Origin of the sequence: Kribbella sp. NPDC006257, assembly GCF_040613535.1 — a bacterium.
GTDB lineage: Bacteria > Actinomycetota > Actinomycetes > Propionibacteriales > Kribbellaceae > Kribbella.
Genome location: NZ_JBEXSJ010000035.1, coordinates 18,623 through 37,070, shown reverse-complemented (window position 1 = coordinate 37,070; position 18,448 = coordinate 18,623). Strand labels below are relative to the sequence as shown.

The 18,448-nt window shown below is 66.6% G+C and carries 19 protein-coding genes and 1 other RNA gene; 12 read left to right on the top strand and 8 right to left on the bottom strand.

Annotated features, from left to right (window positions below; genetic code table 11):
• The first annotated feature begins 74 nt into the window (after positions 1-74).
• The 3 genes from ABZ004_RS31975 to ABZ004_RS31965 all read left to right on the top strand — a co-directional run bounded on the left by ABZ004_RS31975 (position 75) and on the right by ABZ004_RS31965 (position 3,427).
• A complete protein-coding gene (locus ABZ004_RS31975) occupies positions 75-917 on the top strand; it encodes a nitrilase-related carbon-nitrogen hydrolase (protein ID WP_355684820.1) in 843 nt (280 codons plus the stop codon).
• Between the two features lie 92 nt (positions 918-1,009).
• Complete coding sequence (gene hydA / locus ABZ004_RS31970; RefSeq protein ID WP_355684818.1) at positions 1,010-2,416, top strand: dihydropyrimidinase; 1,407 nt, start codon at positions 1,010-1,012, stop codon at positions 2,414-2,416.
• A gap of 18 nt (positions 2,417-2,434) precedes the next feature.
• Entirely contained in the window at positions 2,435-3,427 is a 993-nt protein-coding gene (locus tag ABZ004_RS31965; protein WP_355684816.1) for a TIGR03842 family LLM class F420-dependent oxidoreductase, read from the top strand.
• A 36-nt stretch (positions 3,428-3,463) separates the two neighbouring features.
• Here the strand turns inward: ABZ004_RS31965 and ABZ004_RS31960 are convergent, their stop codons facing one another.
• The 5 genes from ABZ004_RS31960 to ABZ004_RS31940 form a co-directional block, all read right to left on the bottom strand.
• A complete protein-coding gene (locus tag ABZ004_RS31960; protein WP_355684815.1) occupies positions 3,464-5,104 on the bottom strand; it encodes a tannase/feruloyl esterase family alpha/beta hydrolase in 1,641 nt (546 codons plus the stop codon).
• Between the two features lie 85 nt (positions 5,105-5,189).
• On the bottom strand, positions 5,190-6,539 hold the full coding sequence (locus ABZ004_RS31955; protein ID WP_355684813.1) for an FAD-binding oxidoreductase: 1,350 nt from the start codon (positions 6,537-6,539) through the stop codon (positions 5,190-5,192).
• Positions 6,540-6,580: 41 nt separating this feature from the next.
• The gene (locus tag ABZ004_RS31950; protein ID WP_355684812.1) at positions 6,581-7,429 is read right to left on the bottom strand and encodes a carbohydrate ABC transporter permease; all 849 of its coding nucleotides are present in this window, start codon (positions 7,427-7,429) and stop codon (positions 6,581-6,583) included.
• Between the two features lies 1 nt (position 7,430).
• Positions 7,431-8,354, bottom strand: a complete 924-nt coding sequence (locus ABZ004_RS31945) for a sugar ABC transporter permease (RefSeq protein ID WP_355684810.1) — start codon at positions 8,352-8,354, stop codon at positions 7,431-7,433.
• Positions 8,354-9,640 carry a sugar ABC transporter substrate-binding protein gene (locus tag ABZ004_RS31940; RefSeq protein ID WP_355684809.1) on the bottom strand — a complete coding sequence of 429 codons (1,287 nt, stop codon included), beginning with the start codon at positions 9,638-9,640 and terminating at the stop codon, positions 8,354-8,356. Before ABZ004_RS31940 ends, ABZ004_RS31945 begins: the two co-directional genes overlap by 1 nt.
• 236 nt (positions 9,641-9,876) lie before the next feature.
• Here ABZ004_RS31940 and ABZ004_RS31935 point away from each other — a divergent pair, with 236 nt between their 5' ends.
• Complete coding sequence (locus ABZ004_RS31935; protein ID WP_355684807.1) at positions 9,877-10,281, top strand: VapC toxin family PIN domain ribonuclease; 405 nt, start codon at positions 9,877-9,879, stop codon at positions 10,279-10,281.
• Positions 10,282-10,351: 70 nt separating this feature from the next.
• On the opposite strand, the gene ABZ004_RS31930 is transcribed toward ABZ004_RS31935, so the two are convergent.
• Together ABZ004_RS31930 and ABZ004_RS31925 are read right to left on the bottom strand one after the other, a co-directional pair.
• Entirely contained in the window at positions 10,352-10,729 is a 378-nt protein-coding gene (locus ABZ004_RS31930; protein WP_355684806.1) for a hypothetical protein, read from the bottom strand.
• Positions 10,730-10,870: 141 nt separating this feature from the next.
• Positions 10,871-11,920 carry a PfkB family carbohydrate kinase gene (locus ABZ004_RS31925; protein ID WP_355684805.1) on the bottom strand — a complete coding sequence of 350 codons (1,050 nt, stop codon included), beginning with the start codon at positions 11,918-11,920 and terminating at the stop codon, positions 10,871-10,873.
• 112 nt (positions 11,921-12,032) lie between these two features.
• Between ABZ004_RS31925 and ABZ004_RS31920 the strand changes: the two genes are divergently transcribed.
• The 8 genes from ABZ004_RS31920 to ssrA all read left to right on the top strand — a co-directional run bounded on the left by ABZ004_RS31920 (position 12,033) and on the right by ssrA (position 17,487).
• Positions 12,033-12,410, top strand: coding sequence for a hypothetical protein (locus ABZ004_RS31920; RefSeq protein ID WP_355684804.1), 378 nt, complete (start codon positions 12,033-12,035; stop codon positions 12,408-12,410).
• Positions 12,403-12,549, top strand: coding sequence for a hypothetical protein (locus ABZ004_RS31915; RefSeq protein ID WP_355684803.1), 147 nt, complete (start codon positions 12,403-12,405; stop codon positions 12,547-12,549). The genes ABZ004_RS31920 and ABZ004_RS31915 overlap by 8 nt, the downstream gene beginning before the upstream one ends.
• A 181-nt stretch (positions 12,550-12,730) precedes the next feature.
• Positions 12,731-13,420, top strand: coding sequence for a cell division ATP-binding protein FtsE (ftsE, locus tag ABZ004_RS31910; RefSeq protein WP_112246967.1), 690 nt, complete (start codon positions 12,731-12,733; stop codon positions 13,418-13,420).
• 49 nt (positions 13,421-13,469) lie between these two features.
• Entirely contained in the window at positions 13,470-14,381 is a 912-nt protein-coding gene (gene ftsX / locus ABZ004_RS31905) for a permease-like cell division protein FtsX (protein WP_355684802.1), read from the top strand.
• A gap of 60 nt (positions 14,382-14,441) precedes the next feature.
• Positions 14,442-15,884 (top strand): peptidoglycan DD-metalloendopeptidase family protein, encoded by a 1,443-nt coding sequence (locus ABZ004_RS31900; RefSeq protein WP_355684801.1) that lies wholly within the window; start codon positions 14,442-14,444, stop codon positions 15,882-15,884.
• Positions 15,885-15,905: 21 nt separating this feature from the next.
• Positions 15,906-16,376 carry an SsrA-binding protein SmpB gene (gene smpB, locus ABZ004_RS31895; protein ID WP_355684800.1) on the top strand — a complete coding sequence of 157 codons (471 nt, stop codon included), beginning with the start codon at positions 15,906-15,908 and terminating at the stop codon, positions 16,374-16,376.
• A 76-nt stretch (positions 16,377-16,452) separates the two neighbouring features.
• A complete protein-coding gene (locus tag ABZ004_RS31890) occupies positions 16,453-17,013 on the top strand; it encodes a DUF1707 and DUF4870 domain-containing protein (RefSeq protein ID WP_355684799.1) in 561 nt (186 codons plus the stop codon).
• A 97-nt stretch (positions 17,014-17,110) separates the two neighbouring features.
• Positions 17,111-17,487, top strand: a transfer-messenger RNA (tmRNA) gene (ssrA, locus tag ABZ004_RS31885).
• 78 nt (positions 17,488-17,565) lie between these two features.
• Here the strand turns inward: ssrA and ABZ004_RS31880 are convergent.
• Positions 17,566-18,375: an LLM class flavin-dependent oxidoreductase gene (locus ABZ004_RS31880; protein WP_355684798.1), complete on the bottom strand. Its 810-nt coding sequence runs from the start codon at positions 18,373-18,375 to the stop codon at positions 17,566-17,568.
• Positions 18,376-18,448: the final 73 nt, after the last annotated feature.

Sequence of the window (18,448 nt, the reverse complement as noted above, 5' to 3'; positions counted from 1 at the left end):
GGGTTCTTTCGAGAATCGTTGACTGGGGGCTGTTGCGGATAGAGCATGGGGGCTCGGCTAGGTGGGAGGTTGTTGTGGCGGAAGTGGTGCGGGCGGCGCTGGTGCAGACGAAGTGGACCGGCGATCAGGAGTCCATGACGAAGGCGCATGAGGATTATGCGCGGCAGGCCGCGGCGGCGGGGGCGAAGGTGATCTGCTTCCAGGAGCTGTTCTACGGGCCGTACTTCTGCCAGCTGCAGGATCCCAAGTTCTACGAGTACGCCGAGTCAGTGCCGGGCCCGACCACCGAGCGGTTCCAGGCGCTCGCCGCCGAGCTCGGCATGGTGATGGTGCTGCCGATGTACGAGCAGGAGCAGCCGGGGGTGCTCTACAACACCGCTGCCGTGATCGATGCCGACGGCAAGTACCTCGGGAAGTACCGGAAGAACCACATCCCGCAGGTGAACGGGTTCTGGGAGAAGTTCTACTTCCGTCCCGGCAACCTCGGCTACCCGGTCTTCGACACCGCGGTCGGCCGGATCGGCGTCTACATCTGCTACGACCGGCACTTCCCCGAAGGCTGGCGCGCCCTCGGCCTCGCCGGCGCCAAGATCGTCTTCAACCCGTCCGCCACCAGCCGCGGCCTCAGCTCCTACCTGTGGAAACTGGAGCAGCCCGCCTCGGCGGTCGCCAACGAGTACTTCATCGGCGCGATCAACCGGGTCGGCGTGGAGGACGAGTTCGGCGACAACGACTTCTACGGCACGTCGTACTTCGTCGACCCCGAAGGCAAATTCGTCGGCGACGTCGGCCATGACTACGACCCCGAGCTGATCGTCCGCGACCTGGATCTGAGCCTGCTCGACACGGTCCGCGATCGCTGGCAGTTCTACCGCGACCGCCGCCCCGACGCCTACGGCGACCTCACCAAGCCGTAACCACGATCGCTTACGTCCGAAGAAGTGGTCGACACGTCCCTCCGCTTCTTCGGACGCAAGGCGACAACCGAATCAACCGAGGAGCGTCGAGGATGTCGTTGCTGGTCAAGGGTGGAACTGTCGTCGGGCCGACCGGCACGCAACCGGCCGACGTGCTGGTCGAGGGCGAGAAGATCGTCGCCGTGCTGGATCCGGCGTACAGCCAGACCGTGCAGGCCGACGAGGTGATCGATGCCGCCGGCAAGTATGTGATCCCGGGCGGGATCGACGCGCACACGCACATGGAGCTGCCGTTCGGTGGCACGGCGGCCAGCGACACGTTCGAGACCGGCACCCGGGCGGCCGCCTGGGGCGGGACGACGACGATCATCGACTTCGCCGTGCAGCGCACCGGCGAGGTGGTCCAGGACGGGTTGGCCGCCTGGCACGCGAAGGCCGATGGCAACTGCCACATCGACTACGCGTTCCACATGATCCTCGGCGGCGTGGACGACGACGCGCTGAAGGCGATGGACCAGCTCGTCACCGACGAGGGCATCACCAGTTTCAAGCTCTTCATGGCCTACCCCGGGGTGTTCTACTCCGACGACGGCCAGATCCTGCGCGCGATGCAGAACGCGCGGGCGAACGGCGCGATGATCATGATGCACGCGGAGAACGGCATCGCGATCGACGTCCTGGTCCAGCAGGCGCTGGCCCGCGGTGAGACGGACCCGATCTATCACGGCATCACCCGGCCGGCCGCGCTCGAGGCCGAGGCGACCAACCGGGCCATCTCGCTCGCCGAGGTCGCGCAGGACTGCCCGCTGTACATCGTCCACCTGTCCGCGAGCCAGGCGCTCGAGCACGTCGCCGCAGCCCGGGACAACGGGCGCAACGTCTTCGCGGAAACCTGCCCGCAGTACCTCTACCTGACCCTGGAGGACCAACTCGGAGCGCCTGGTTTCGAAGGCGCGAAGTGGGTCTGCTCGACACCGTTGCGGAGCAAGCACGAGCCGCACGCGAAGGACCTGTGGAAGGGCCTGCGGAGCAACGATCTGGCGATCGTGTCGACCGACCATTGCCCGTTCTGCATGAAGGACCAGAAGGAGCTCGGCCGCGGCGATTTCTCCAAGATCCCGAACGGTATCGGCGGTGTCGAGCATCGCGTCGACCTGATCTACCAAGGCGTCGTCGACGGGCAGCTCTCGCTGGAGCGCTGGGTCGAGACGATCGCTACCACGCCGGCCCGGATGTTCGGGTTGTATCCGCAGAAGGGCGTGATCCAGCCGGGATCGGACGCGGACCTGGTGATCTACGACCCGAACGGGACGACCCGGATCAGTGCGGAGACGCATCACATGAACATGGACCATTCGGCGTACGAAGGGGTAGAGATCCAGGGCCGGGTGGGCACGGTGATCTCGCGGGGCGCCGTGATCGTGGCTGATGGCAACTACCATGGCCGGAAGGGGCACGGACGCTTCCTGCGCCGTGGGTTGTCGTCGTACCTGGTCTGACTCGAGGGGGCAATACCGGTGGACTTCGGAGTGGTGTTCCAGTGTGATCCGCCCGCCTCGGCGGTGGTGGATCTCGCGGTCAAGGCCGAGCAGGCCGGGTTCAGCCACGTCTGGACGTTCGACTCGCACCTGCTCTGGCAGGAGCCGTTCGTCATCTACAGCCAGATCCTGGCGTCCACCGAACGGGTGATCGTCGGTCCGATGGTAACGAACCCGGGCACCCGCGACTGGACCGTGATCGCGTCCCAGTTCGCGACCCTGAACGAGATGTACGGCAACCGCACGGTCTGCGGGATCGGTCGCGGCGACTCGGCGTTGCGCACGCTCGGCAAGCAGCCGGGAACCATCGCCGAGATGAAGCAGTGCGTCGAGGTCGTGCGTTCACTCGCGCGGGGCGAGACGGTGGCGTACCGCGGGCAGCAGTTGAAGTTCGCCTGGGTCGAGAACGGCGAACTCGAGCTCTGGGTGGCGGCGTACGGGCCGAAGGCGCTGGCGGCGACCGGTGAGGTCGGCGACGGCTACATCCTGCAGCTCGCCGACCCGGACATCGCTGCGTGGATGATCGCCGCCGTACGACGCTCTGCCGAGCAGGCCGGCCGCGATCCCGACGCGATCACCTTCTGCGTGGCGGCCCCGGCGTACGTCGGTGACGATCTCGCCCACCAGCGCGACCAGACCCGCTGGTTCGGCGGGATGGTCGGCAACCACGTGGCCGACATCGTCGAGCGGTACGGCGCGTCCGGCCAGGTGCCGGCGGCCCTGACCGGCTACATCGCCGGCCGCAAGGGCTACGACTACGCCGAACACGGTCGCGCCGGGAACACCCACACCGACTTCGTCCCCGACGAGGTGGTCGACCGATTCTGCATCCTCGGCCCGGTCGAGAACCACCTGGCCCGGTTGGAAGAACTCAAGTCCATCGGCGTCGACCAGTTCGCCCTCTATCTTCAACACGACGCCAAGGAAGACACCCTCGCTGCCTATGGCAAGGACATCATCCCGGCATTCTGAGCTGTGGCTAGGACTGCCTAGCCACAGCTCAGGTTGTCAGCGGGCGACCGGCCCTGGGCGGTAGTAGAGGTCGGTGCCGGCCCACGGGATCGTGTCCTGGGTCGGGCGCAACGGTTTGGCTGCAACGAAGTTGGTGGCGTCGTCGATGCTGCCGGTGCCGTCGTAGGCGGCTCGCAGCGGGTAGGCGAAAACCGGGCGGGACCGGGTGACCGCGTGGGTGGCCGGGTCGACCGCGGTGGCGATGATCCGGTCGGGAGCATCGCTGTGTTCGACCCAGTCGACCAGCGCGGGGATCGGATCGAGGTCGGTCAGCTTGTAGCCGCCGAGCTGGCAGTGGTACTTCGTCGGAACCATGAACAGCCGCGCCCATTTCTGCGTGGCAGCACGGCCGCCGTTGGCTCGCGTCAGCCGGTCGTAGTAGTCGACCGTGCTGACCGACGGGACAGTCTGGTCGTCCCAACCGTGCCAGATGATCAGCTTGCCGCCGGCCCGGTGGAAGGCGGACAGATCAAGGCTCATCGCATTGCCCTTCACGCCCTCAGGAGTCAGTCGCCGCAGCTCGGCCACGGTGAACTCGAGGTCCTTGATCGACGAGTGCGGCGTACCGATCGAGTAGCCGAGGTACTTGAGGTAGTTGTCCGGCAGCGGTGCCAGGAACGAGCCGTAGACCGGGTCCGGGATGATCGCGCCGTTCCACGCCAGTTCGGATCCCCGCGATTCCCAGCCCGGGTAGAGGCGAACGCCGCGCGCGTCCGTCAGCCCGCGATAGAGCTGCCGCACGATTGCCACCTGCGCGGGCGTCAAGCACTGATCGTTGTCGGAACCGGCCGGGCACTGCAGCGCCACCGGGTCGTAGCGGCAGGCCCGGGGGTCGTCGATCTGCCCATCCGTCAACCCATCCAGCCGATCACAAGCAGCCAGTACTGCGTTGTGCAGCGCGGGCAGCTTGCCGGCGGTCAGCACCGGGCTGCCGTCGGGGCGGACGTTCATCGTCGCCAGCCAGGTGTGGTACATCCCGATCAGCGGACCCATCATGTTGACCGGTGCACCGGCGACGATCCCGTCGAAGTCGTGCGGATAGCGCTGCGCGAGCAGGAGTCCCTCGCGGCCGCCGGTCGAGCAGCCGGCGAAGTACGATCGTTGCGGCGCAGAGCCGTAGTACGCCTCGATGATCTGCTTGGAAGCGACCGAGACCACGTGGGGAGCGCGGAAGAAGTAGTCGTCACGAGCCGCCTGGTTGTTGGCCGCCCAGGTCCCGTCGGTGATGTTGAACGGGAATCCGCCCTGCCCGACGTGGCCGTCGTTGGTCGACGCCACAGCGAAGTCAGCACCCGCGGGCGCACATCCCCGGATGATCGGGTCCTGGACCACGCCACAGAGCCCGTCGCAGCCGTACTGCAGATAGCGACCGGCGTAGGTGTCACGTGGCAGCCGGAGTTTGAACCCGACGGCAGGTTCGACGAAGCCCTCGACCTCGCAGTACGCCGGGCTGCCTGCGATCTCTGTTGCCTTCTCGACGTGCGTGCGCGCGCCGGGGATCTCGAAGACCCGCTGCAGCTCCGAACAGCTACGGATCGTGCTGGTGGTCGGTGGTGGACTGGCTGCGTTGCTGGGCGTCGGCGCCAGGATGGCGGCTGCCAGGGCGCCGACGACCAGCAGGATTGCTCTGTTGCGCATGGTGGACTCCTCACTCGGTGGAGCGGCGTTGAGGGGTGCCGCTGCCAACGCGTCGTACGAGGAGATCCAGAATCGACAAAAGTGTTTACGGGAAGCGGAAGAGGCCGTTCGGGTCGTAGGTGGTGCGGATCTCGGCCAGCCGGCTGAAGGTTTCGGCCGGCCAGCTGGCCTCGTAGCTTCCCGGAAGCTCGAGTCCGCCGGCGAAGTTGATGTTGGTCTCGGCGGAGATCCAGGGCGCGAGCTGCTTGAGGATGCCGTCGACCAGGGGCGGCAGCGCCGTGTCGAAGAGGCTCGGGTCCGGCACGCCGATGATCGACAGGCTGTACTCCGCGGTGCGCCCGCCGACCGCGCTGCCCTCGGGCACGTCGCGGTGGGTGGCGCCGCCGAGGTGGCGCAGCTCGACCAGGATGAGCGGCAGCTGCTGTTCCGGGCCGACCACCTCGAGCAACGTCTTGGCGAAGCCGTCGTCGAGGCCACCCAGCATCACGCCGCGCACCCAGCCGGGGCCGGGATCCGTCGGGTCGTTGTGGATCTGCGCGATGTCGGCGGCCTGCATCTCCCCGACGGCATCGATCAGCCGCGGCGCGAGATCACGCAGCGGCTGGAGCAGCCGCTCGCCCTCGGCGGAGTCGCCGACGAAGGCGTAGCGCAGGTTCAGCGTCGTCTTGCCCCGCAGCGGTTCGGGGATGAAGTCCATCGGTGGCAGCCGGAGGATCGCGACCGACGTGGAGACGGACTCAGGTGCCGTTGTCGTCCAGTCGAGCCAGGCGGTCAGCACCGGCGCGAGGTGCTCGGTGTCGAAGAACATCGAACCGCCGTACAGGGTGGTCAGCGGCACCAGTTCGAAGTCCATCGAGGTGACGACGCCGAAGCCACCCTTGCCGCCGCGCAACGCCCAGAACAGGTCCGGGTTCTCGTCCGCGTTGGCCGAGACGACAGTGCCGTCGGCAGTGACCAGGCGGAAGCCGCGGGCCCAGTCCGAGGAGAACCCGTACGTCCGGGCGAGTGGGCCAAGGCCGCCGCCGAGCGTGTAGCCGATGGTGCCGACGCTGGCGGCCGCTCCGGTGATCGGGTGCAGGCCATGCTCGGCCGCGGCCGCGACGACCTTCGCCCAGTCGCACCCGGCGCCGATGTGGGCGATCCGGGTCTCGGCGTCGATGGAGAGGTCGTTGAGACGGGACGTGGTGATCAGGATGCCGTCGGTGACCGCCATGCTCGGCGTGGTGCCGTGGCCGGTCGCCAGAACACGCACCGGTACGGCGTGCTTCGCCGCGACCCGGACGGCCGCGGCGACATCGTCTTCGGAGGTGGCGCCGACGGCGACCTCGGGAGTGTGAACGGCAATCGTGTTGTGGGCGGCGACCTCGTCGGTGAAGCCTTCGTCACTGCGGGTCAGAACCGGGCCGGCAATGGTGGAACGGAGCTCGTCGATCATGGGCCCAGTCTGTATCGCCGGTGGGTCACAGGTCTCGCGGTTTACTCGCTGATGCCGGAGCGCTCCACACCCTCGACGATCCAGCGCTGCAGGAAGATGAACATGATGACGAGCGGCAGGATCGCGATGGCGGCCGCGATGAACAGCTCGGACAGGTTGATGGTCTGCGCGGTGAGAAACGTGGAGAGCGCGATCTGCACGGTCCAGGAGTTCTGGTCCGGCGCGATCACCAGCGGCCAGAGGAACGCGTTCCACGAACCGATGAAGGTGATCGTGCCGATCGCGGCGATGAACCCCTTCGAGTTCGGCACCACGATCCGCCAGAACGTTCCCCAGTACGCCGTACCGTCGAGCTCCGCTGCTTCCTCCAGCTCCCTGGGGAAGTTCAGGAAGTACTGCCGGAAGAGGAAGGTCGCGAACGCCTGGAACAGCCCGGGCACGATCAGGCCGCGCAAGGTGCTCACCCAGCCGAGCGACGAGACCAGCACGAAGCTCGGTACGAACGTCACCGCGGCCGGGATCAGCAACGTCGCGACGATGAAGTAGAAGACCGCATTCGCATACCGGAAAGGGATCCTGGCCAGGCCGTAGCCGGCGAGACCGGAGATCACCAGTACGCCGATCGTCTGCACCACCGCGATGACGAGGGAGTTGACCAGACTCCGCAGCATCGGGACGGCCGGATCGTTGAACAGGTCGGTGATGTTGCTCCACTGCAGCGACGACGGGAACAGCTTCCAGGTCGGCGAGGTGATGTCGGCCTCGGTGGACAACCCGTTGCGCAGCAGGAGATAGAAGGGCAGCAGGAAGAAGAGGGCGCCGACGCCGAGTACGACGTACCGGATGACTGAGCCGGCCTTGTCGGCGCCGGAGCGCTGGATGTTCGCCATCTCAGTCCTCCCTCCGGCCGAGGCCGAGGATCCGGTTCTGGCCGAGCGCGACGACGGCGATCAGCAGGGTGAGAATCACGGCGCCCGCGCTGCCGTGCCCGAAGTCCTGGCCCTGCCCGAGCGCCGCGTAGTACAGATAGACGAGCGGCGGACGCGCGTACGGCGGGTACTGGCCGGAGCTCGACAGGAGGTTGTAGAACTCGTCGAATGCCTGGAACGCGTTGATCAACAGCAGAAGCAGCACTGCGGTCGACGTCGTGCGGAGTCGCGGGAGGGTGATGTAGCGCAGGACCTTCCAGCCGGTGGCGCCGTCGATCGCGGCGGCCTCGTAGAGCGACGGCGAGATCCGCTGCAGGCCGGCCAGGAACAGGATCATGTAGAACCCGGCCTGCAGCCACATCCGCGCGGTCACGATCACCAGCCAGTACCAGGGGGGCTGGGTGACCGAGAGCCAGGCGATCGGGTCGATCCCGAACCAGCCGAGCACGGTGTTCATCAGGCCGAACCGGACGCCGGAGAAGATCGAAAGTTTCCAGATCAGCGACGCCACGACGTACGAGCAGGCCGTCGGCAGGAAGTAGACCGAGCGGAAGAAGGTCTTCGCGAAGCGCGCCCGGTTCACCAGCAGGGCCAGGCCGAGCGACACCACGAAGGTGGTCGGCACGATGAACAGCGCGAACAGGATGAAGGTGCCGAGACTGGACCGGAACGACGCGTCCCGGATCATGTCCAGGTAGTTGCCGATGCCAACGAACTTGCTCGGCGTGACCGTGTTGTGCGCGTCGAAGAAGCTCAGCACCACCGACCAGATGATCGGGATGTAGACGAACACGACCAGGCCGAGCACGAACGGCCCGACGAAGATGCCGAACCACAGGTTGCGGTCGTAGCGGCCCCGCAACCTGGTGGTCAGTGATGCGGACATCAGCCGTTGATGCGCTTGAGTTCGGCTTCGACGACGGCCTTGACGGCCTTGAGTTCGGTGGCCGGATCGGAGCCGTTCTTGATGATCCGGTTGAGTGCGTCCGAGTACGCCGTACCGGACTTCGGGGTCCACAGCAGTGGGGTCTGGGCGTGGCCGTTCTCGTTGACGAACCTTGCCGCGTCGGCCGCCGGGCCGGTCTTCAGCTTGTCGGCCTTGTCGATCAGGCTCTTGCGGGCCGGGATGTGGAAGCCGTACGACTGGGCCCAGTCGAGTTGCTTGTCGGTCTGGTCGACCCACAGCCACTTGACGAACTTCTTCGCCGCGTCGACATTCTTCGACTTCGCGCTGACCGCGGAGGCGTAGGCACCGACCGGGACACTGGGTGCGCCGGTGGTCGCGTTCAGCTTCGGCCAGGGCAGCACGCCGAAGTCGTCGGGGAACGCCTTCTGGATCTGCGGGAAGGTCCACAGGCCGGTGAACTGCATCGCGGTCAGGCCCTGGGTGAACGCCGACGGGTCGGACCAGTCGGTCGGTGCCCCGAGCAACAAAGACTTGCTGGTGAACAGTTCGCGGAGCTTGCGCAGCGACTCGACCGCGGCCGGGTCGTCGAAGCCGAACTGGTTGTCCTCGGTGAGGTAGTCGAGCCCGGCCGACCACAACGCCGGGCCGCCGAGGATGCCGACGCCGCCGTCGTTGCCGACGAACAGGCCCTTCACCTTGTCGGTGGTGAGCTTCTTGGCCGCGGCCAGCAACTCGTCGACGGTCTGCGGTGGCTGGATGCCGGCCGCCGAGAGCAGGCTCTTGCGGTAGACGAGCAACTGCATGTCGGTGACCTGCGGGATGCCGTAGAGCTTGCCCTGGTAGGTCAGCCGGGAGATGAGCGATGGCGTGAAATCGCTCTTGGCGTCACCGAGCAGATCGCTCAGGTCGACCACCTGACCGCCCTTGATCATGTCGATGGTCGGGCCGTTGCCGTACTCGAACACGTCCGGGCCGCCGTCGGTGAGCAGAGCCGATGCGGTCTTCTTGTCGTAGTCGCCAGGTGACCACTGCACGGTCACGGTGGCGTCGCTGTACTCCTTGGCGTACTTCTCGACCGCCTGCTGCGTGCCCGCTTCGCCGTACTGGTGGTACCACTGCGCCAACGCAGGCTTCCCGCCACTGGAACCACCCGACGAGGAGCGCCCGGTATTGGACCCGCACCCGGCCACCGCCAGCGCCGCCAGCCCACCCCCTACCGCCAGAAACTTCCTGCGCCCGATCCCGTTGCCCTCAGCACCCGACATCTCGCACCCTCCACACTCCGGCGCAGCCCGACCACCGCGCGTCACCCACCCGACCTTACGACCGACCAGGGCCCTCCGGTCTCCATTTCCACACCCCGGAAACCGCAGCCGCCTCGCGAACGGATCGAGGCGCTCCTCGACGATCCGTATGCACTCGGCGTCGGACCCGACATCTCCGACCCCGAGATCATGCGCGGGGCCTACCGTTGAGCACTCTGTCAGGCGGAAGGTTGTACTTGGTTGACACAACGGCGCATTCTCGCGGCGAGTACCCGTCGGTGCGATCTATCCTCGCGGGTCTGATTGTCGATCAGAGTGCTGCCACGTGTGTCACGATCGATCTGAGTGTTGGGTATTCCGGTCGGGATCTGGCTGATGTCCAGGCGATTGCTGACCGAAGAAATTCGCTGTATATCAGGCTTCCGATGAATGAGTCGATAGCGGACCGGGCCCGCGAGACTCAGGTTCGGATGGCGGCCCGAGGTCAGCACCGCAGTGCTCAAGCGGTAAACGTTCTGACGGCGGCGGTGGCTGCGTACCACAATGCGGTGATCCTGCATTTTGACGCCGACTTCGAGCACATTGCTGCGGTGACTGGGCAGCCCCATCTGTGGGTGGCGCCGCGGGGAAGCCTGGACTGACAATCGGCCGCCGGACGTGCCGACGCCCGGCGTTGTGGTCCGGGGGACCTGGCGCCGGGCGTCGGGTGGGTCAGGCTGTGCAGCGGTTGGAGGCTGCGGTGCTGCCGCCGTCGTTCAGGTTGCCGTTGTACATCCAGCCTTCGATGGTGGTGTTGGCGATGCGGACGTGGGTCCATCTGTTGCCTTCTCGGTTCAGGACCCAGCAGTGGTAGAAGAGGTCCTTCGAGGTGTCGACCTGCTTCACCACGTCGCAGGACTGGTACGGGCCGGTCCGGATCGGCGACGAGTTGGTGACCCGGCCGGCTCCGGCGCTCAGGTTCTGCCAGGCGGGGTGGCTGCCGCAGTCGGCACTGGCCGACTGGGCGTTCAGGGCGAAGAACCCACCGGCCAGGAGCGGCAAGGTGACTGCTGCGGTCGTGATGCGGCGCATGCTACTCGGAGTACTCATCTGTATCTCTCCCGTAGTCGAGGGGCGGTCGCCGAGACATTAGCCGGGAAAAACGGGTGCTGAACAGACCTTCTCCGAAGTTTTTTGCCCTATTTCTGCGGTCAAACGATTGTTTTTCACAATGGATACAACGGGTATCTCTCAGGCGTCGGAAAGGCGGGCGATCGTGGCACCTGCCCGGCGGACGATCGGCACCGGACCGGCCGGGAGAACGTCGCCGATGAAGGTGTAGTGCTTCAGGATCTCGGGGTCGACATCGCCCGGGCGGGAGCGGGTGTGGTCCCGGACCCAGTCGATGATGTCGCCCCAGCCGGGAGCGGCCAGCGAGCCGCCGAAGTGCTGGACCGAGAGGCCGGCGCAGAGGTTTCCGAAGGCGAGCCGGTGGGCCAGCGGCCAGTCGCGCAGGGTGCCGAGGACCAGGGACGCCAGGAAGACATCACCCGCGCCGGTCGGGTCGTACGAGCGGACCGGCAGCGCAGGGATGTGCTCCTCCTCGCCGGTCGTGGAGTCGATCGCCAGTACGCCGTCCGCGCCGTTCGTCACCACCGCGAGCGGGACCCGCTCGGCCAGCTTGTGCAGCGCGGCCTTCGGGGTGTCGGTCCGGGTGTACGCCATCGCCTCGCCCGCGTTCGGCGTGAAGGCGTGGAAGCCCTCCAGTACGTCGAGCACCGCAGGCGACCAGACGTCGGTCGGATCCCAGCCCACGTCGCCGAACAGCAAGGCGCCCGACTGACGCGCCTCGGCCGTCCAGCTGGGCAGTTCCTCGGCGACCGGCACGATCGCGGACCTGGTCCGCAAACCAGGCCCGACCAGCTTGCTCGGGTCACCCGGCGCTTCGTGCGCATGGGTGACCATCGCGCGGTCCCGGTCGATCGACATCGAGACCGTGACGGGGGAGTGCCAGTGGCCGATCCGGCGCGAGTGCGACAGATCCACCTTCTCCTGGTCGGCCAGCGTCCGCCAGCAGAAGTCGGCGTACACGTCGTCGCCGAAGACGGCGGCCAGCCCGCTGCGCAGGCCGAGCCGGCTGGCGGCGATGGCGAAGTTGGCGACGCCGCCGGGGCAGGAGCCCATTCCTTCGGCGAAGATCTCGGTTCCGGTGGTCGGGGCGGACTCCAGACCGGTCAGCACGATGTCCAGGAACACCGTGCCCTGCACGAACACGTCGTAGCAGTCCGGTTCGTCCATCATCTCGGTCCTGCTCCCATTTGTCGGTGGCGGGTGATGTGCTGTCCTTCGTAGCATCATCGTCCGGTCATCACCACGGATTTGGGAGAACAAGAATGCTTTGTGAGGTGTGTCGGTGATCCCGACCTGGATCTCGGTGGTCGGGGTGGTGATGACCGTGCTCAGTCCGGTGCTCGCGCTCGGTGGGGTAGCGCTGGGTGGCTACCTGACCCGCAAGTCCGATCGCGAGCTGGACACCTGGCGGCATCGCGAGGAGACGATGCGGATGGTCCGCTGGGCCGTCGAGCAGATCCTCGAGGGCGACGAGGCGGGCACCGACGCCGGGGTGGTGACGCTGCGCTCACTGATGCGCTCGGAACTGTTACAACCGGAGGACTACGACCTGGTCGCCGCGCTGACAGCGGCCGTAGCGATCGACCGGGTCGGCCCGGCCGCGTACGCTGAACTCGCGGATGCTGATACCGAAATTGTCGAGGGAGGCGCCGATGAGTGAGAAGAAGACCGTCCGGGTCTCCCGGCAGGCCGTCGAGCTGGCCCGGTTGCACGTCGAGGCCGCCCGCAAAGCCGGCCGCAAACCGGAACCCGGCCTCGCCCGGATCGCCACCGCGCGCCCCGAGCCCACTCCGAGCTGACCCGCGTACGCAGTACAGGCGATTTGTCCGTACTACGTACGCCACTCGCTGCCTGGCGCGGCTAGGTCTCGCGGCACGCCGTGGAGCACCTACACTGATCGACGGCCGCTCCGGTGGCGTACGGTGCCCTCGTGGTGACCTCTACGTTGCTCCCTGTTCCCGACCACGGCCGGACTGAACCGTGATCCGCTTCGAGAATGTTTCCAAGACGTACGAAGGCCAGTCGAAGGCTGCCCTGCTGAACGTCGACGTCGAGATCGAAAAAGGCGAGTTCGTCTTCCTGGTCGGCACCTCCGGGTCCGGCAAGTCGACGTTCCTGCGCCTGGTGCTGCGCGAGCACCGGACCTCCAAGGGCCACATCATGGTGGCCGGCAAGGACCTGAACCGGCTGGCCAGCTGGCGGATCCCGCAGATGCGCCGGCAGATCGGCACCGTCTTCCAGGACTTCCGGCTGCTGCCGAACAAGACCGTCGCGGAGAACGTCGCGTTCGCGCTGCAGGTGATCGGCAAGCCGCGCCAGCACATCCGCAAGACCGTGCCCGAGGTGCTCGAGCTGGTCGGTCTGGACGGCAAGGAGGACCGGATGCCGGACGAGCTGTCCGGCGGTGAGCAGCAGCGGGTCGCGATCGCCCGCGCGTTCGTGAACCGGCCGATGATCCTGATCGCCGACGAGCCGACCGGAAACCTCGACCCGGGTACCTCGATCGGCATCATGAAGCTGCTGGACCGGATCAACCGGACCGGCACCACCGTCGTGATGGCCACCCACGACGTGTCGATCGTGGACCAGATGCGCAAACGCGTGATCGAGCTGGAGAACGGTCATGTCGTCCGCGACGAGTCGCGCGGCGTCTACGGCTACCAGCACTGAGGCCGCCCTAGTGGTCCACCTGACCTACGACGTTACGGACTGACCTGTTATGCGCTTGAACTACATCCTCTCCGACCTCGGCATCGGGCTGCGCCGGAACCTGTCGATGACGATCGCGGTCGTCGTCACCATCTGGGTCTCGCTGTCGCTGTTCGGCAGTGCGCTGCTCGCCCGCGACCAGGTCGAGCTGATGAAGGGGAACTGGTACGACAAGATCCAGATCTCGGTCTTCCTCTGCACCAAGGACTCCGGCGGCCGCGGCTGCTCGGGGTCGGAGGTGACCACTGAGCAGAAGAACCGGATCAAGCAGGTGATCGAGTCGAGCCCGGACACCGCGCCCGAGGGCGTCTTCGGGGAGTCGAAGCAGGAGGCGTTCGACCAGTTCAAGAAGCTGTACAAGGACTCGCCGATCGTCTCCACGGTCACCGTGGACCAGATGCAGGAATCCTTTCGGGTCAAGCTGAGGGATCCACAGAGGTACCAGAACCTGGTCAGTGCGGTGGCCGGGTTACCCGGCGTCGATACGGTGCAGGACCTCAGACAGTATCTGGATCCACTCTTCAACGCGCTGAGCAAATTGAAATGGGCCACGCTCGCCGCCTCCGTGTTGCTGCTGATCGCGGCACTGATGCAGATCTCCAACACGATCCGCCTGGCGGCGTACGCGCGACGGCGAGAGATCGGCATCATGCGCCTGGTGGGCGCCTCGAACTTCTATATCCAGCTACCGTTCCTGCTGGAGGCCATGCTGGCCGCCTTGGTGGGCGCGGTCCTTGCCTGCGGCACCTTGTGGCTGGGCGTCTTCCTGTTCGTCAAGAAACAGGCCGAGGAGACCTTCCGGGTCTGGCAGTGGGTAGGAGTGGCCGAAACCTTCCGCGCCACCTTGATCATGGTCGTGGCCGGTCTGGTGCTGGCGATCATCCCGACATTCCTCACAACGCGGAAATACCTCAAAGTCTGACCCGGCGGGCTTATGGTCGGTGACTAGTACGTCACCAATACCCATAGCAAGGGGTCGACTGTGGTCCCGCACTTCCCCGGTGCGAACCCGCGCAAGCGGGAGAGCATCAAGCGAGACGACAGCATCGGCGCCACCGCCGTACCGGACGGACGGTTCCTCAGGCGACGCCTGGGTGGCCCGCCCGGCCGGCAGACGGTCATCGCCGCTTGCTGCGTTGTCCTGTCCCTGTCCGCCGGAGTTCTGGCGGCGGTCCCCTCTGCCCAGGCAGATCCACCGGACCCCGCCGCGAAGAAGAAGCAGCTCGACTCGCAGATCCAGAACCAGCGCGGCGAGCTGAACGAGGCGTCCGACGAGCTGGCCAAGTCCGTCACGGCGTACACCCAGGCCGAGGCCGCCTATCAGGCCGTCCAGGCGAAGTACGCCGTTGCCCAGGGCAAGCTCGCCGCCGCGAAGGCGGCCGATCTGGTTGCCGCGAGCAAGCTCAAGGCCGCCGAGGCAGCTTTGCAGACAGCGCTGGACCAGGTCGCCGCCGGTGAGAAGCTCATCGAGGCGAAGAAGGCCGTCGCGGGTCGCGCCGTCAGATCGGCGTACCAGCAGCAGAACAGCCTGGTGGGATTGAGCATCGTACTGCGGGGTGCGTCGCCGGCCGACCTGGCGACCGGGATGCAGGTGCAGCGCAATGTGTTCGGCATCCAGGGCAACGCGATCACCAACCTGAACAACGCCCAGGCGCAGCTCGCGAACAAGCGGGTCAAGGTGCAGGCGGCGGAGCGGGCAGTCGAGGCGCAGCGCGCCGAGGCGGCCCGGACGGTCAAGGAGGTCACCGCGCTCACGCTGCAGGTGGCCGCCGACAAGGCCGAGGCGGCCAAGGTCGCCGCTACCCGGCTGGTCGCGCAGCAGGCTGCCGAGAAGGAGAAGAACAGCGAGCAGGCGCAGTACAACGCGCTGCTGGCCGAGCGGAGCCGGGTCGAGCAGATCCTGATCGCCCGGGCCCGGGCGGAGAAGGCCGCGGCCGCGCGGCGGAAGGCTGCCCGCGAGGCGGCCGAGCGGGCGAAGGCGAAGAAGGAGCACCGGCCGCCGCGGGACGTCCCGGACGATCCGGGCAACTCGTCGGGCCTGAGCTTCCCGATCGACACCTACATCACTTCGCCGTACGGGATGCGTTTCCACCCGATCCTGCACGTGTGGAAACTGCACGACGGCACGGACTTCGGCGCGGGCTGCGGTACGCCGATCCACGCCGCCGCGAGCGGGGTGATCACCGACCGTTACTACAACGGTGGCTACGGCAACCGGTTGTTCCTGTCGAACGGCGTGATCGACGGGTCGTCGATCACCACCGTGTACAACCACCTGTCGCGGTACAAGGTGCGTGTCGGCCAGCACGTGTCGAAGGGCCAGGTGATCGGGTACGTCGGAACCACGGGCTACTCGACCGGCTGCCACCTGCACTTCATGGTCTACCAGGACGGGCGCGTGGTTAACCCGATGAAATGGTTGTAGGCGACCTGAGATACTGGTCGGATGGTGAAACAGACCGGCCACAAACCGATCGCGCAGAATCGTAAGGCGCGACACGACTACCACATCGACGACGTGGTGGAGGCCGGACTCGTGCTGACCGGGACCGAGGTGAAGTCCCTGCGGCTGGGCCGGGCCTCCCTCGTCGACGCGTTCGCCGCCGTCAAGGGTCGCGAGCTGTGGCTGCAGGGGATGCACATCCCGGAGTACACGCACGGCACCTGGACGAACCACGAGCCGCGCCGGACCAGGAAGCTCCTCCTGCACAAGGACGAGCTGGAGAAGCTGATCAAGGCCGTCGAGCAGCAGGGCGTCTCGCTGATCCCGCTGTCGCTGTACTTCAAGGACGGCTACGCGAAGGTCGAACTCGCGACCGGCCGCGGCAAGAAGGACTACGACAAACGGCATGCCCTGGCCGAACGGCAGTCCAACCGCGAAGCACAGCGAGCCCTGGCCGACCGCAGCCGCCGGTAGCGGTGCGGGTCGGCTCAGGGGCTGGTCCGGGCTGAACCCGATGGGGTGAGGGGAGTCGCGGCGGGAGAGTGGGTGCATGTCCACTTCTGACCTGCTGGTGACGCCGGCCCAACGGGACCGTGCGGTCGAGATTCTGCAAGAGATGTATGCCGACGGCCGGCTGGATCATGGCGAGTTCGACACCAGGATCGAACTGGCGTTGAAGGCGCGGACCCGGGCCGAGCTCAACGGCACCTTCAACGGACTGGTCTCGCGGCCGGTCCCGACGTACGCGCCGGCGGCCTTCACCCGGCCCACCCAGCTGCAGCGGCGGCCCAGCTCCGGCCGGGGGATGGGCACGATCGCGCACTGGCTCGGCTATCCGACCTTCTTCGTCGGGCCGGCGTTGGTCGTCGCGACCGCCGGCAAGGAGAACCCGGTGGTCCGCAAGCACGCGGTCGAGGCGCTGAACTTCCAGCTCACCACGGTGATGGTGTTCGCGCTGTTGGGGATCGTGACCGGGGTGACCGAGGGGTTCACCGGGTTCCTGTTCCCGATCGTCGGGCTGTTCTGGTTCGTGCTGACCGGGCTCGGCGGCCTGGCCACCGCGCTCGGCTCCGACTTCCGCTATCCGTTCACCCTCCGGCTGATGCGCTGACCCTGTCGCGGGGGGAATCCCAGGTGCGGGTGGGTTGTTGGAGTTGGTAGTGTTGGTGGTCTGCGGTCAGGCCGTGGACTGTTTGACAACTCAACATGGGGGTGAACGGTTTCGACTTTGGACGGACGAGTGAAGAGAAGCGGGCCGAGGATCCAGGGTTATCTCGTAAACGATCTCTGGAAACCAATAACTGCCGATGCAAATCAGCAGCACTTCGCTCTCGCCGCCTGACGGCCTGAGCCATTGAAGTGGGTCAGCCCGGGTTTGCTTCCGACCCGGATCCTGGCCTCAGCTAGGAAGCTTGCTTCGTCAACCCGGTCACGGGGTTGACGCGGGACATTCACAGTGACTGAGCCTGTCAGCAACCCTGTCTGTGGGAGTGCTGGGGCCGAGAAAATCGCTTAACAGACTGCGCCCGGAGAAGTCTTCACTCGACGCTGAAGGACGCGGGTTCGATTCCCGCCACCTCCACCCCTTGTGAGTTACCGAGAAGTGCCTGGTCAGAGCAACACCGACCAGGCACTTCGTCGTTCCACGCCCGCTTCCTGCCGCCTATTGGCCGGCTAGGTTGGCGACGGCTGGGGCGAGGGTGTCGGCGAAGTCGGCGCCGATGACGAAGTAGGAGAAGCCGATCTCTTCGCGGCGCCGGTGGATCTCTTCGGCGGCTGCGATCGGGTCGCCCGGGAGGATGAGGAGTGAGTCGGCCGCGCGAAGGGCTGCGGTGTCGAGGTTGGGCGCCGCCATGAACGGAGCAACACCGTCACCGACGGCGGACACATGCAGGCCGAGTTCGATGTCCCGGCCGGCTGGAAGGTCACGGACCCGGTTCGTGGTTGCGGCCCGATCTTCTTCCGATGAGACGACGAACGTGATTGCGTCAGCGACTTCGAGCGCCAGCGCCTGCGATTTCGGTCCGCTCACCGCCATGACGACCGGCGTGTGCAGCTCAGGGCCGTCAAACCTCCGCAGCGCGGCCACGGTCTCGCGCATCCTGGCACGACGCTCAGCCGGAGAGACGGCCGGCAGCCCCAACTCGACCTCGATGCCCGGTCGGCCGGCACCGATGCCCATCTCGAAGCGGCCTTCGGTGAGTACTGACAGCGAGTGCGCCTCCCACGCCGTACTCCATGGTTCGCGCAGCGCGGCGGCATAGACCCATGAGCCGATCCGCAGGTCGGTGAGCGCGGCCGCGGTTGCCAGCGTGGGGCCAAGGGCTGGTTGCCAGGTAGGAACGTCGGGCATCAGCAAGGTGGAGTAGCCGCTGTCGGCGATGCGGCGCACACGGTCTCGCCACGCCGGCAGGTCGGAACCGATCGGCGCAACGACACCGAATCGGAAGGGCCTGGTTCCTCGGTCGTTCATCGTGGATCTCCTCGAGTCTGGGACCTCACCGGTCCGGTTGCTCTGTCCACGAACCAGCCACCCGGAATCCGAC

Bases quoted from the DNA above. Each gene is read 5' to 3' on its own strand.
- hydA (WP_355684818.1), top strand. From the start codon at position 1,010: ATGTCGTTGCTGGTCAAGGGTGGAACTGTCGTCGGGCCGACCGGCACG.
- ABZ004_RS31960 (WP_355684815.1), bottom strand. From the start codon at position 5,104: ATGCGCAACAGAGCAATCCTGCTGGTCGTCGGCGCCCTGGCAGCCGCC.
- ABZ004_RS31955 (WP_355684813.1), bottom strand. From the start codon at position 6,539: ATGATCGACGAGCTCCGTTCCACCATTGCCGGCCCGGTTCTGACCCGC.
- ABZ004_RS31950 (WP_355684812.1), bottom strand. From the start codon at position 7,429: ATGGCGAACATCCAGCGCTCCGGCGCCGACAAGGCCGGCTCAGTCATC.
- ABZ004_RS31945 (WP_355684810.1), bottom strand. From the start codon at position 8,354: ATGTCCGCATCACTGACCACCAGGTTGCGGGGCCGCTACGACCGCAAC.
- ABZ004_RS31940 (WP_355684809.1), bottom strand. From the start codon at position 9,640: ATGTCGGGTGCTGAGGGCAACGGGATCGGGCGCAGGAAGTTTCTGGCG.
- ABZ004_RS31930 (WP_355684806.1), bottom strand. From the start codon at position 10,729: ATGAGTACTCCGAGTAGCATGCGCCGCATCACGACCGCAGCAGTCACC.
- ABZ004_RS31925 (WP_355684805.1), bottom strand. From the start codon at position 11,920: ATGATGGACGAACCGGACTGCTACGACGTGTTCGTGCAGGGCACGGTG.
- ABZ004_RS31915 (WP_355684803.1), top strand. From the start codon at position 12,403: ATGAGTGAGAAGAAGACCGTCCGGGTCTCCCGGCAGGCCGTCGAGCTG.
- ftsX (WP_355684802.1), top strand. From the start codon at position 13,470: ATGCGCTTGAACTACATCCTCTCCGACCTCGGCATCGGGCTGCGCCGG.
- smpB (WP_355684800.1), top strand. From the start codon at position 15,906: ATGGTGAAACAGACCGGCCACAAACCGATCGCGCAGAATCGTAAGGCG.
- ABZ004_RS31890 (WP_355684799.1), top strand. From the start codon at position 16,453: ATGTCCACTTCTGACCTGCTGGTGACGCCGGCCCAACGGGACCGTGCG.
- ABZ004_RS31880 (WP_355684798.1), bottom strand. From the start codon at position 18,375: ATGAACGACCGAGGAACCAGGCCCTTCCGATTCGGTGTCGTTGCGCCG.